The following is a 12,885-nucleotide window of genomic DNA, read 5'->3' on the forward strand; positions in this document are numbered from 1 at the left end:
TTTATCAAATTTATTTGGTAAATAACAATTGTTGGCTGTTATTTAAACATCCCAATAATTTTATTGCTCTTTTTGAAAATACGATTACAATATCAAGGGCTTTAAATGAGAAGGGAGTAATTAAGATGGGATTTTTTTCATTAAAAGACGTGAAAAGGTCGGGGAACCTCGTGTTATACTACCAAATTTACAGCAGTGTTAATTACAAAAATAATGTAAAGAAACATAAGCCAAGTAAAGATAGCGGGACTACATATCAAAATATGAGCAGAAACAATGTAACAATTTGCTTAGGTTCTTACAGTATGATTATGGATGAAAAACATTTAAAAGCACTTGCAATGGAAAAAGCAAAGAAGCATCTCGAAAACGGCAATATTACGGAAGAAGATTTAAAAGAATTTGAGAAAGAATTTAAAGTATCAGAAGAACTAGAAGAAAACTTATTTGAGGAATATTCATTAATTCAATTCAAACGATTCTTAAAAAACAAAGAAATAGTGCGTTATTTATCCGAAATGAGGGAAGACGATAGACAGGAAGCATTTATTAAAGGACTAAATCATAATGATTGGGCTGCTATCACTTGGGAGCAAGCTCAGAAGGGCGTTATAGACGGGATGCGTGAGGAACTGGGAATAGGACCTACCAAAGCTAAAAATCAGTATTTAAGTCGCAAATTTGAGGAATATAAAGATGAATTTGCTATGGAAGATGGAGAGCTAGCAAAAGCAGCTGAAAGAAAAATAAATAAAAAAGTGAGCCAGTAGTAGCAACTACCGGCTCTTTTCGTGGACGTGAAACAATGAAAATCATCATCAATATATTTTTATGCGAAGGTGGATTATTTAAGAACATTTGTTTTAAATTTCATAGTTGATTATAAAAACAAGAGGGAGTTTTAATATTCCTAATATTTTTACTTTTTAAGTCGATAAAGCGTGTGGGCGCTTACATTATTGATAAAATCCTACACAAAGCATGTAGCATGGGTTTTCAATAAACATGAAGAAAATTGTTTATGTTTGTCACGGAGGATATTAGATTAATAGGTGGAAATGATGAAACAGAACTGGCAAACTATAATTTAATTTTAAATTATCTTGAGGCAGAGGGACCATCTATACGGGCAAAGAATAATGGAAAGTTAATTCCTCAATTTGATATTGTTATTGTAAATGAAGGAGCATTTTGGTGGAGAGAGGATAAAGAATTATACGCCCCAATCAATAACAATGAGATAAAGGAAACTTATTTCATCTACAAAGATATTGAAGGGAATATTTATCGTTTTTCAGAAAAACCGGCTCCTAAAGAAGAGAGAAAAAATGGTTATACTGTAGCTAGTATTAAGGATGTCAGCGACATAATGAATGAAATGATTAGGAGAAGAGGTAAATCTAAGTATCTGCCTGTTTTTGCGGATGTTGCTATTGTTGCTGAGGGAGTATTTCTTTGGAATAAAACGAAGAAAAGATATGAACCATTAGAATAAGCGTTCTCTTTTGGAGTACCCGTATAGGAAAAAGCATATATAAAAACAAGTATAAAAGTGGTGGAGTTCTTACCCGAAATCGCACTGCTTTTTAGCATTATTACTAGTGATTATATGGTGAAATTAGTAAAGAGGCTTATTGGGAAGGAAAACCTTTTTCTATTTGGATTGAAACTGAACAGTGAGCAGAAGAGAATAGAAATGAAGAAGATAATACTTCAGATGTAATGGTTAAGTTTGATGACGGGTCTGAGTGGGTAGCCTCATTCTTTACATACCAAAACATCATCAGTCTCTCGGAGAAAAATAAAAAACAGGTGAATGTTTGAATGGCGATTATTTTTGGGCAAGCAGTATCATACTTGTTAAATAATCATCTTTTTGATAAAAAAGAACTTAATAAAAAAAGTTCTTACATTAGTTTTCTAACCTTTTGGAGGCATTTTCTTCTTTACTGCTACTTTACCAAGTATAAAGGTTCAAGAGATGATACCAGCACAAAAGTAGGATAAAATTTGAACATAGCACGAGACTATAAGCACCATTCACCTAGTAGTGCCTTTTCAGCGCATAATATCAAGTATTTATTCCTCTACTTTTTTTGCTCTAATCCTCTTCTTTTTACCTTCTTATAAGCTAAACCAAGTACAATATTTTGAATTGTTATAGGTTTTACTTTATACCATTTAGCTAATTCCTCATGAATATATTTTTTCTCATAACCATTTTCCAGCAAAATATCATATTCAACACAAATTTTAAGCACTTGTTTATTTTGGAGTTGCCCTTTTATCGCCCTTTTTTTTGGGATTTTTAGAAATTGGAGTGCATCACGCACCTCTTCTATGGATAAATTCATTATAGTAGCAATTGTTTTTGCATAACGCCCTTCTTTTCGTAGTGATCGTATCAACTTTCTTTGAGATAGAGTTGTCATCCTATAACCCACCTTCAACTTTTTGGACCTTGACGGATTGAATTAATCTTTATTAAAAATTATATCCTCTCGAACTAATTATTTTTAATCGACATGTTACAAATTACAGTCTTTTTTCCCTATTAATAAGTCACAACCTTTTCCTTAGAGGAGCCAAATAAATTCCCATGATTACAGCCATTGAAATGTACCATCCTTGACATAGTTTTTACCACTGAATGACAAAAAGTATATCAATGAATGACAGACAGTTTACCACTTCATACTGTTGAAATATAGAGGTGAGAATGTGAAAGTTTTTACTTAAGCTATCGGAGCAGGTTAGCATTCCTGTAGATCGTTAAATATCAGGTTTGAAAAAAATTGAGCCCCTCAGTAAGATACGAGTATAGAGTCCAATCTAACTCAGATTCTTAAGGAGGAAGCCCTAATATGAATTTTAAAATGCAAGACAAACAAAATCAACTAATAGAAAGAATTTCCGATACACACCTTATTGTTGGTGTTGATATTGCTCAACAACTACACGTTGCAAGAGCAGTTAACTTCCGAGGAATTGTAGTTGGAGATCCTCTTATATTTGAAAATAATGAAGAGGGATTCGTTAATCTATTAAACTGGATCCAAAATTTAAAAAGACTAAAAAACTTAGATACAGCAATAGTAGGTATGGAGCCTACAGGTCATTACTGGATTAACCTATCAAAATGGTTATATACAAAAGACATTGAGGTAGTTACAGTCAATCCCCACTTAGTAAAAACGAATAAAGAGAATCGTGATAATACCCAATCTAAGAGTGATAAAAAAGATGCACTGGTTATCGCGGATATGGTCAAAAACGGCTACTATTCCTTTATTCGTCCATCTTCAGAATCATTTGAGAAACTTAGAGTTCTAATGTCTAACCGTGATGTAATTGTTAAACGTCTCGTAATGTCTATAAATCAAATAAATCGATGGGTAGATGTTGTCTTTCCAGAGTTGCGACAAGTGTTTAACGATGTTTCGTGCAAAGGAGCAATCGCAACCCTTCGTTTGTTTCCAACTCCAGATGAAATATCTTCAATGGATTCACTAGATGTCCAGAGGGGGTGGAAGTCATTAATGAAAAGACAACCAGGACCTAAAAAAGCTCAATTACTGATCAATCTAGCAAAAACTTCTATAGGAACGGGACAAGCACTTGATGCTTATAAATTCCATCTAGAACAATTAATAGAAGAATATGACCTCGCTGTAAAACAACTCGAAAGAGTTGAACAACAAGTTAAAGAAGTTCTCTATAAAATACCATTTGCAAAAAAACTACTTACGATTAAAGGGATAAGTGAAATTTCATTAGCTGGGATACTAGGTGAGTCAGGAGATCTAAGTGGATTCTCTCACGGAAACTCTCTATTACGACATGCGGGATTACATCTAGCTGAAGCAAGTTCAGGCAAATGGAAAGGTCAGATTGTGATTTCAAAGCGTGGAAGGTCAAGACTACGACGCTTCCTCTACTTAGCAACTATGAGCCTTGTGATGAATAACCCTGAATTTAAAGCCCTACATTCCCATAATGTGAAGGTCAAGAAGATAAAGAAAATGAAATCAATAATGAAACTGATCGGTAAACTAGCAAGGATTTTTGTAGGAATAGCACGACGAAACGAGTCTTACTGTCCTAATAAAATTCAAGAATTAATCCCTTTAGCTGCTTAGAAATAAAACATTAGTTTATAAGATATACCAATTAAAAAATTGACTTTAATTTTGAATGTTGTCTTATTCGTAGGATTTCAAATATGTACGGAGTACCAGGTTTATTCAACAAAAGGGCACTGTGACCCATCAGGTTAGCATAACTGGCCTCCACCCCTTGGATAGGCATGACGAAGGAATGATAGGGCAATTGACCCGTTGAGACATGGGAGGGAAAGCCTCCAGGGGCGGCGTGGAGATGTACATTATATGGTAAAATATGGAGTAGTAGCTAACTCCTTTATTTAACTATGCCTTCACGAAGCCAAATGATCTGAATTTATTCCATTTACCCGTCATTCTATTTATAGAGGTTATGAAATCCTGCGAATAAGTGAGCATTCAAGAGATATTCGTATCAAACTGAGGGAGTTGAATTAAATTTTTATTGTATATGGTATAATATGGATATAAATATGAAACTGAGGTGATGTTAAATGAAAAACAATCCTAAGCTTGGACTATTTGTATCTTTATTTGTATTAGGCGGGTTACCAGTTATTTTTCTAATAACTTCTTTGCTAACTGGTCAATGGAATTATTTAATATACAGTATTTTTCCATCTCTTTTTGCCGGACTCACGGGTCTTATGATAAGTGTTCAACAGTTAAAAAAGGAGCAACGGATTTAATGAAAAATAATTAATGAGAAGCATTGATCCACGGTAGGATTAGTGCTTTTTTGTTTAAGCTCTTATTACGCTATCGAAGAAGGTTAGTGAAAGATACAGATACATCTATTTCTTTTAGGAGGTAGAATATGCTGGTGATTTCCTTAATGTTAATGGCTTTAGGTTCAGTAATTGTATATGTCGGTTTTTCTATAAAACGAAAAGGTAAAACTTCATTCATTGCGGGTAATAATGAAGTGTTTCTGCCAAAAAACGAAAAGAAATTAGCGGGACGAATCGGGTTTGTAATTATGTTATTTGGTATGGAAACAGTATTATTTCCAGTTGTATATCAATTTTTGAATGGAATTGAGGGATACCATTTTGCAGTATTAGCTGTTCTTCATATTTTGACTGTATTTACTTTAATGTTAGCAGACCAAATGGAGAGGTAAGGTATTAAGTCTTACTCAATTAACGGGTGCGATGATCCAGGAAGATTGTCGTACCTTTGTTGTACTTATTCTACAAACGAGGCAGGTTAGCTAACATTAACGCTTTTTTTGTGGAACTTACTTATTGAACAAACGATGCAGGATAGTGAAACAAGAAATTAAGTGAAACCTATTTTATTTACCAAACGTAATTAACACAGTAGGGAAAGAGATTATAATTGAGAAGCATTTTATGAGGTGCGTTTAGGTGTGAATACATTGGAGAGTGCAATTGGGGTAGCCATACTGTCGTAGCTTTAATAGGAAGGTGGGGGAATGAAATGTCAAATTCTTGGGAGCGACCCAAAATTAAAATTTCAAAAACAAAAAGTGAATGGGCTTGGGATATCATTGGATACACATTTTACTTAGGCTCGATAATCTTTTTGATTATGATTTGGAGTATGCTTCCAGAAGAAGTTCCTGCACATTATAATGCCTCGGGTGAAGTAGATCGTTGGGGATCAAAATGGGAACTTTTCATCATACCTATTGTCGGTGCATTTGTTATGGTTTTAATGCAATTTATAGAAAAATTCCCTGAAGTACACAATTATCCTAAACGGTTTAATGAATCCAACGCAGAAAAGTTTTATTTACTAAGTCGCAAACTGGTAAATCAAATAAAAAATATTTGTCTAATCATCTTTGCTTTAATCTTATTTGAATCAGTTTCCATTTCTTTAGGCTGGGAAAATGGGTTTGGTAAATGGTTTTTACCGATAACGATTTTGGGTACGTGTGTTCCAATTGTATTTGTAATAATTAAGCAAAAAAAGATTAAGTAGTAGAGGAAGCAGTTTCCTTCATAAGCGGATTGGAAAACATTTACTCTAACATTGTGAAACAATGTACTTAAACTATAGGGTGCTTGTGTGGAACAAGGAGTTGCGACCGGCAGCTCCTATTTCTTATTGAAGTAACGGTCAGGTTACTTGAGAAGGGTTGAAACATTATAGAATGGGAAAACGTATAGAAAAGTGAAATTATAAGAAGGAATTGAGAAAAATGGATGCTTTAGTTGTTGGATTGTTGTTTTTAATTCCAGGAATAATTTTTTTCATATTGGTCTTGTTAAACTATACGGAAGAGGAACATTGGAAGGAAGTTAAGAAGTGGAAATGGATAAGAAATGATACCTATGCTTCTTGGGCAGAACAGGATATGATTCTTTTTCACAAAATAGCAAGTAAATCCTACATTATTGCAAAAATAATTCTTATACTGTTATCACTTGTTCCAGTTGTAATCGGTGCTTTCGCTTTATGGGTTTATTTTTCGTAGATTGACTACTTGATTGTTGAACTACCATGTAAGAACGAAATTTTTTTGCATATTCGGTGGTGAATCTCTGATTCATGGTTGGCTAACGGGGCAGTTTAATGAATGAAGTGGTAATATTATCTTCCATTTTATAGTAATGGGAAGTGCATAAAATGTTCGTTTATTATTTTATACTCTTACTTGGAGCCTTATTTGTGATAGGAGCAGTATTTGCCTTAGTTGTTATGTATGGTACTAAAGACTTTCGATTAATAAATATAGGTAAAAGCCTTGTTGTCTTTTTATTGGGTGTTTTGTTTTTAGCTATTACTCTCCCTAGCCTCAAATATGTTGTTCTAAAGGAATATGATGTAGTAAGTGGGAAATGCGTTATCGAAATAGATTCATCAGGTCGTTCTTCAGTAGCGGACTTTAAAATGCTCGATACAGGTGAGATGTTTACTTTCAATGATATACCTGAACTTGATGCTTATGGAAAGTCAATCCCTTATTATTGCGAGGTGACAGTAACAAAAGACCATATGTTTGAAATTAGCTATAAAATATATGATGCCAAATCACGAAAGTTAATATTAACAAGTAAATAATAGCCTTTGTTTACTTTATTAATAGTTAAAGAAGGGGACGCTACGGTGATTCCCATTTTTCTTGTTGTACTAACTGGGCAGTTTAGTTCTATAAGCCAAATTTATGATTAATGCTGATAAACAAGCAAAACCCCTTCAAATACAATTGAAGGGGTTCTAAATACTATTTTTTCTCGTTGATAACGAATAAAACACCTGTGAGAATTAGGATGGAGCCAATCCAAAACGTTAAACCTATGTTCTCTCCCAGTATAAGCCATCCAAGTAATGTTCCAACCACGGGTTGAAAAAAGAAAAATATTCCTCCACTTGAGGCGTTAAGTATTTGTAATCCACGATTCCAAAGTAGAAATCCACCTGCTGTTGAAACAATACCCAAATACAAGAGTCCACCCCAAATGGTCGGGTGAGTCAGTTGGGAGATATTAATTTCGTGTAACCTGGGCAAAACAAAAGGAGTTAGCACAATTAACGCTACCAAGATAGAATAAGTGGTTACTACAATTTGTGAGTAATCACTAGGCAAAAGCTTTACAAGTACAGACATGAGTGCCCATGTTAAAGCTGCAATAAGAAGTGCAATACCTCCAAGTGTACCGGACATACTCACATCGCCAATTCCAACAATGAGAAATACTCCAATTGTCGCTAAACAAACGGAGATTCCCTTTCTTAACGTCATCCGTTCTTTAAGGATTAAGCGAGCAAAAATAACCATAAAAGCTGGTGTTGAAGAAGTTATAATGGCTCCCATTTGTGCTGTGGATAGCATAGTACCAGTTTCCTGAGCAACGATTGAAATGGCATTACCAATGATTCCAATGGCTATGATAACTAAGAAATAACGTTTTTCGATTCGCCATTTTTGTCTTGTTATAAAGCCGATAATGAGAAGTGCAACAATAGCTACTACATATCGCATCCACACAAGTTCCAGTGGAGGTATAACCGATACTACAACTTTAACAACAACGTACATTCCGCCCCAAATACTTGAAGCTAGTATTAAATATAAAGAACCTATTAAGGTATTTCTCATTTTTTGTACCCTCCGTTTTTTTGATTAGGTCGACAATGCCCCTAACGGAGAGATGTAGTCACCTTCACTCCACTAAGAGCAGAAGTGTGCTACTGGTACATCGTTTTCAAATAATGGAGTCCAATACATTTTGATTCACCTCTTAGATTACAATTTTCTATGTTTTATTATAGCAAACAATAATAAGCCAGTGTTTTAAAGATTTTTAAGAATTTACGATACTGAGAGAGATTGTGAAAAAGTGTACTTAAAGTAAACCAGCTAATAGTTTGTCAACATTTTTCAATAAAAAGTTTAATAATCTCATGATATACTAAAAATGTTCATGCCAAATAACCTTCCTGAATTCTCTTATTGGAAGGTTTTGTTGTATTTAGTTAGATATAGGTCCTATGCTATATCTTGGAAAGAAGTTCTGCTTTTTAGTAAGGCGTAAATCCAATGTAAGAGTTTGTTTACACATGCAATAATCGCTACTCTAAAGGGTTTTCCTTCTTCTCGTTTCTTATCGTAAAACTCTCGTAGTCTTCTATTGCGTGGAATGATCTCATCAGTCGTTTTCTTTTTACGGGAATCCCGAATACCACTTTGAACAGCCATATACAAGGCGTGGCGAAGCCTACACGAGCCACGTTTGGTTATACGGTTTACCGATGCAGTAAACTTTCCTGAAGAGTACACACTAGGATCTATTCCAGCGAATGCAACTAACTTCTTGGCACCATTAAACCGATCTATCTCTCCGATTTCAGAAATAATTGTTGCAGCGATTTTTTCACCGACTCCAGGGATAGATTGAAGGATTTCATATTCTTCAATTTCGCTAGCGAGGGCATCTATTTCATCCGCAATATTGGATAGATGCTCTTGGTATTGAAGAACAATCTTAACCAAGATTTCAAGGTTAAAAATATGACTATCGTAGAGATTGTTTTGAAAAGGATCACGAAGGGCTGCTTCTCTTAACTTCTGTGCCTTTTCCTTTGCCCATGACTCCGAACGACTCATACATAATGAAGCTATTTTATCCGTTAACTTTTTTTCACTCACACTTAATACAGCCTTAGAAGTAGGGAACTCTAGTAAAGTAAGCAATGATACTTTCGAATATAGGCTTCCAAATACACCTCGATACTCAGGAAAAACCTGATCAATTAAAGAATGAAGCTGTATCTTTGTTTTAGCTGATATTTCCGCAATACTCTCTTGTTGTCTTGTCAGATTACGAAGGTTTAATAGTTGGACACCACGCTTCTTGTAAGGCTCTAGTTCCTCTTTATAAAACAGTTCACAAAGGTGATAAGCATCAATTGCATCAGTTTTTACCTTTCGAAGGCTGGAGCTCTTGGCTCTATGAGAGATAAGAGGATTGACGATAATATAAACATAATTTTGTTCCTCTAGAAACTGAATAACGGGAATATGATAATGACCAGTTGATTCTAAAACAACCGAAGGTTGATGACCACCAGCAGCCTTTTCAACATCTTGAAGGAACTCTAATAAACATCCTAATCCTTTAAGATCGTGAGTAATACTAAAACTCTTACGATATGGTTTACCTTTATCTAAAAACGCTTGAACTTGACTTTCTCCTTTTGATACATCCAGACCAATCACTGGATTCATTAATTTTCTCCTCCTCCAAGAAATAGAAATTAGTCGGTAACCCCTAATGCTCCTTGTAATGTCATAGGTTCGCTTGTTAAACGGGATCAAAGTCCCAACCAGCCTGAAACATGATTATACAAGTAGGGGGTGGACAGTTTACTTGACGGGATCAAAGTCCCACGGGTGCTACGTCCTCCCCCGACTACCGATATAATAAAACTATATAAAAAAAGGTCAACCAGAAAAATCTGGCTAACCTTATATTACGAACCTTATATTACGAACGGGTGCGATAGTTTAAGACCACCAGCTGCTTCGGCGGCTTTTTTCTTGTTCCACTAACGGGGCAGTTTAGTGGAAGAAGGATATTATGAAATATAGAAAAGGATTTAGAAAATGGTTTTATAATATAAGGTTTTTTGAGAGGATGACAGGATGATTAACTTTGCAGGAACACCCAAAATAGAAACTGACCGTTTAATCCTTAGAAAATTGGAATTTTCAGATGCCCAAAGTGTCTTTGACCATTGGCTTTCAGACGAAAGTGTTACAGATAACCTAATTAAAGGTGCACATAAGACAGTTTCGGAAACAATTGAGAGGGTGACTAAGATTGTAAGTGACTATGGCAGTAAAGAATTTTGTTACTGGGGTATAGAACTTAAAGCTAACAGTGAACTAATTGGAGCAATTGACTTCTTTAATTTTGATAATACAACTGAAAATTGCGAGGTAGGTTATTCAATTGGATACAAATGGTGGAATCAGGGATATGGGACTGAAGCGTTAAGAGCCGTCGTAGAATTTGGTTTTAGACATATGAATATTCATAAGATATCCGCAGCTCATAACCTAGATAATGGAGCTTCTGGAAAAATTATGAGTAAAGTTGGTATGCTACAAGAAGGAACGATAAGGCATATGATTCGTAATTCGAAGAATCAATACAAGGACTGTGCTGTTTATGGAATCCTCCAAGAAGATTATGATAAACACAATGTTGTTAGAACTCATACATCTATACATAAAATAGAATTGTAAAACTACATACAGCTTTATTTGTTCAACTAATGAATAGCTTTAGTCACACTATGAGATCGTCAATGGCGGTCTCTTTTTAGTGCAACTAACGGGGCAGGTGTGCGGCCGAGCCTAGGTCGTATCATATAACGGGTGGGATTCCCGTCGAGTAAGAACTAGCCATTCGCTCGTAGCGAGTCTTGGAGGGCTAAAGGTAACTTTAGTCTTTAAGCGTAGACAGTTAGGTGGCGGGCCGAAAGCCAAATGGTTGAAGGGATTGAGCTCCATAATGTTAGTAAATCGAGAGGGCTGATGCTTTACCTGCAGCAGAAAGCTACATTTTTTTTCCTTCGTTTAAGGCAAGATGGATAAAACCTCTCTGGAGTCAGAGACCTTGGCACGTTACACATTGATATGATTCGGCAACTCGGGAGACCCTACCAGTCTTTTCTTGTTAGAAGAGTATGGTGTACAAGCGATAAAAAGTAAGGAAACCAAATGCCGGTGTAGGGAGTCGGATAGCAGCGTAGTACCAATGAAGTTGGGTAATGCCGATGGAGGAAAGGCTAGCTACCAGTTATCACCCTTGCTAGGGACCCATTTACTACACACAGAGGTAGGAATAATAAATGGAGACAAAACTAGTAAGGATAGCAGAATTAGCAAAATCTGATCCTAAGAGATTAGCAAGGTTTTGTGAATGGTAACTAGGAGGAGCCGTGTGCGTTAATAGCGCAAGCACGGTTCTGTGAGGGGGAGGAACACAATCTACCGTAAGGTAGAGAGGTTCCTTTCTACTCGACTAGTTGAAAGTGTTGTTTGATCTTTGTTCAACAATCTGGCCCAATTGTTGAACAAGGATTGTAGTTAATTATGGTTTTACATATTGATACATGGAAGAATAAGACTTTATCTATTATCTTTACTAATCAACTGCCCCAGTTCGTTTTATTTCTAACGTTATATTTGGTTTGAACTTTAATCTGGAATACTTTTCTCTCAAATCTTCTTCATTAGTATTGGAATATTTTCGAATACTTTTTATTTTTCTTCCAATGCCAATTGGATCAATTTCTAATTTCCTAAACACCTCAAGAATATCCCCTAATTCTTTGTTTAGTTCTTCCTCAAGTATTTGCTCCAATTTTTTTATGGATTCCTTATTTTTTAAAGTCACACCAGGCTGTAATTCTATAGTTGAAACTGAAATAGTGGCGTTTAGGTTTACCGCCTCTTCTTTAGAAAATTCAATTTTTCCACGGTACTTTATTGGGCGAATGGTAATATTAAATTTATCTCCTTTTGTCTTTTCGACTAGTGTTACTCCCTTTTTTTCTAAAACCTCAACAGGAATGTTAAATGTTATATCTCCCAAAAAAGCATCTCTTTTAGTGAATAATTTTATGAACAAGGTTTTTTTCAAAGAGATAGAACCCACCATTTTATCATCCTTAAATAATGCAACACTATTGATATAGGGGGCTACACCCTTCTTATTCGCTATAATAGGTAAGGTAGGATCGATACCAATATCATATAGTGAGGAGAAAAAATCGTGCAAGTTGGAGTCTATTAACATTTCCTTCCTTTCGTGTTTATCTAATAATTGGTAAATATATGATCCCATGTCAGGGAATTCTTCATAGTTATTATTATTAATCGTATCCTCAGCATTGTTTGTAATTGACAAAAATATTAAAGACCCAATGCTGGTGTCACGTTGCATGGTATCTAAAAAAGAAGCAATTCCTAACATTTCAGTCATATCTTTATCAAATAATATTGTCCTTAGTTGTCCAGAAGTAATGTCGTGGCTTGTCCGTTGTTCTAACCTTTGTCTTATTTGTTTGCTTGTCGTTCCGACGGCAGAAATGGTTACACTTGTCTTTTCTTCTTTAGGGTCGAATTGTAACAAGCTAATTGTGCCTTTGTATGTATCCTCATCAAGTAAGTCATAACCAATAATTGTTGAAATCCCTTGCCTTTCTAATATTTTATCAGGGGGCATACATGCAGTGCAGAGAAGGGAACACAATAGAATAAACCATTTTTTCATTTTTT

The 12,885-nt window shown here is 35.2% G+C and carries 13 protein-coding genes; 9 read left to right on the plus strand and 4 right to left on the minus strand.

Annotated elements, in window-relative coordinates; all coding sequences use genetic code 11:
• The first annotated feature begins 170 nt into the window (after positions 1-170).
• Both ACY3XC_RS19355 and ACY3XC_RS19360 read left to right on the plus strand, forming a co-directional pair.
• Positions 171-770 (plus strand): hypothetical protein, encoded by a 600-nt coding sequence (locus tag ACY3XC_RS19355; protein WP_464869974.1) that lies wholly within the window; start codon positions 171-173, stop codon positions 768-770.
• A gap of 251 nt (positions 771-1,021) precedes the next feature.
• On the plus strand, positions 1,022-1,495 hold the full coding sequence (locus ACY3XC_RS19360) for a hypothetical protein (RefSeq protein WP_464869975.1): 474 nt from the start codon (positions 1,022-1,024) through the stop codon (positions 1,493-1,495).
• Between the two features lie 592 nt (positions 1,496-2,087).
• Here ACY3XC_RS19360 and ACY3XC_RS19365 read toward each other — a convergent pair.
• Positions 2,088-2,432 carry a hypothetical protein gene (locus ACY3XC_RS19365; RefSeq protein WP_464869976.1) on the minus strand — a complete coding sequence of 115 codons (345 nt, stop codon included), beginning with the start codon at positions 2,430-2,432 and terminating at the stop codon, positions 2,088-2,090.
• Between the two features lie 432 nt (positions 2,433-2,864).
• Here ACY3XC_RS19365 and ACY3XC_RS19370 point away from each other — a divergent pair, with 432 nt between their 5' ends.
• The 6 genes from ACY3XC_RS19370 (at position 2,865) to ACY3XC_RS19395 (ending at position 7,154) form a co-directional block, all read left to right on the plus strand.
• The gene (locus ACY3XC_RS19370) at positions 2,865-4,139 is read left to right on the plus strand and encodes an IS110 family RNA-guided transposase (protein ID WP_464869977.1); all 1,275 of its coding nucleotides are present in this window, start codon (positions 2,865-2,867) and stop codon (positions 4,137-4,139) included.
• Positions 4,140-4,615: 476 nt separating this feature from the next.
• A complete protein-coding gene (locus ACY3XC_RS19375; protein WP_464869978.1) occupies positions 4,616-4,810 on the plus strand; it encodes a hypothetical protein in 195 nt (64 codons plus the stop codon).
• A 128-nt stretch (positions 4,811-4,938) separates the two neighbouring features.
• Entirely contained in the window at positions 4,939-5,244 is a 306-nt protein-coding gene (locus ACY3XC_RS19380; protein ID WP_464869979.1) for a hypothetical protein, read from the plus strand.
• 320 nt (positions 5,245-5,564) lie between these two features.
• Positions 5,565-6,071, plus strand: a complete 507-nt coding sequence (locus ACY3XC_RS19385; RefSeq protein ID WP_464869980.1) for a DUF1648 domain-containing protein — start codon at positions 5,565-5,567, stop codon at positions 6,069-6,071.
• 220 nt (positions 6,072-6,291) lie between these two features.
• Complete coding sequence (locus tag ACY3XC_RS19390; RefSeq protein WP_464869981.1) at positions 6,292-6,567, plus strand: hypothetical protein; 276 nt, start codon at positions 6,292-6,294, stop codon at positions 6,565-6,567.
• 194 nt (positions 6,568-6,761) lie between these two features.
• Positions 6,762-7,154, plus strand: coding sequence for a hypothetical protein (locus ACY3XC_RS19395; protein ID WP_464869982.1), 393 nt, complete (start codon positions 6,762-6,764; stop codon positions 7,152-7,154).
• A gap of 163 nt (positions 7,155-7,317) precedes the next feature.
• Here the strand turns inward: ACY3XC_RS19395 and ACY3XC_RS19400 are convergent, their stop codons facing one another.
• Both ACY3XC_RS19400 and ACY3XC_RS19405 read right to left on the minus strand, forming a co-directional pair.
• Positions 7,318-8,193 (minus strand): DMT family transporter, encoded by an 876-nt coding sequence (locus tag ACY3XC_RS19400; protein ID WP_464869983.1) that lies wholly within the window; start codon positions 8,191-8,193, stop codon positions 7,318-7,320.
• A gap of 390 nt (positions 8,194-8,583) precedes the next feature.
• Positions 8,584-9,822 (minus strand): IS110 family RNA-guided transposase, encoded by a 1,239-nt coding sequence (locus ACY3XC_RS19405; RefSeq protein WP_464869984.1) that lies wholly within the window; start codon positions 9,820-9,822, stop codon positions 8,584-8,586.
• Positions 9,823-10,239: 417 nt separating this feature from the next.
• On the opposite strand from ACY3XC_RS19405, the gene ACY3XC_RS19410 reads away from it, so the two are divergent.
• Positions 10,240-10,845, plus strand: a complete 606-nt coding sequence (locus tag ACY3XC_RS19410) for a GNAT family N-acetyltransferase (RefSeq protein ID WP_133372130.1) — start codon at positions 10,240-10,242, stop codon at positions 10,843-10,845.
• Between the two features lie 904 nt (positions 10,846-11,749).
• Here the strand turns inward: ACY3XC_RS19410 and ACY3XC_RS19415 are convergent.
• Positions 11,750-12,880, minus strand: a complete 1,131-nt coding sequence (locus ACY3XC_RS19415; protein ID WP_464869985.1) for a Ger(x)C family spore germination protein — start codon at positions 12,878-12,880, stop codon at positions 11,750-11,752.
• Positions 12,881-12,885: the final 5 nt, after the last annotated feature.

The sequence above is a fragment of the Bacillus sp. CZDM1 genome, assembly GCF_055502545.1.

Bases quoted from the DNA above. Each gene is read 5' to 3' on its own strand.
- ACY3XC_RS19360 (WP_464869975.1), top strand. From the start codon at position 1,022: ATGTTTGTCACGGAGGATATTAGATTAATAGGTGGAAATGATGAAACA.
- ACY3XC_RS19365 (WP_464869976.1), bottom strand. From the start codon at position 2,432: ATGACAACTCTATCTCAAAGAAAGTTGATACGATCACTACGAAAAGAA.
- ACY3XC_RS19370 (WP_464869977.1), top strand. From the start codon at position 2,865: ATGAATTTTAAAATGCAAGACAAACAAAATCAACTAATAGAAAGAATT.
- ACY3XC_RS19375 (WP_464869978.1), top strand. From the start codon at position 4,616: ATGAAAAACAATCCTAAGCTTGGACTATTTGTATCTTTATTTGTATTA.
- ACY3XC_RS19380 (WP_464869979.1), top strand. From the start codon at position 4,939: ATGCTGGTGATTTCCTTAATGTTAATGGCTTTAGGTTCAGTAATTGTA.
- ACY3XC_RS19385 (WP_464869980.1), top strand. From the start codon at position 5,565: ATGTCAAATTCTTGGGAGCGACCCAAAATTAAAATTTCAAAAACAAAA.
- ACY3XC_RS19390 (WP_464869981.1), top strand. From the start codon at position 6,292: ATGGATGCTTTAGTTGTTGGATTGTTGTTTTTAATTCCAGGAATAATT.
- ACY3XC_RS19400 (WP_464869983.1), bottom strand. From the start codon at position 8,193: ATGAGAAATACCTTAATAGGTTCTTTATATTTAATACTAGCTTCAAGT.
- ACY3XC_RS19405 (WP_464869984.1), bottom strand. From the start codon at position 9,822: ATGAATCCAGTGATTGGTCTGGATGTATCAAAAGGAGAAAGTCAAGTT.
- ACY3XC_RS19410 (WP_133372130.1), top strand. From the start codon at position 10,240: ATGATTAACTTTGCAGGAACACCCAAAATAGAAACTGACCGTTTAATC.
- ACY3XC_RS19415 (WP_464869985.1), bottom strand. From the start codon at position 12,880: ATGAAAAAATGGTTTATTCTATTGTGTTCCCTTCTCTGCACTGCATGT.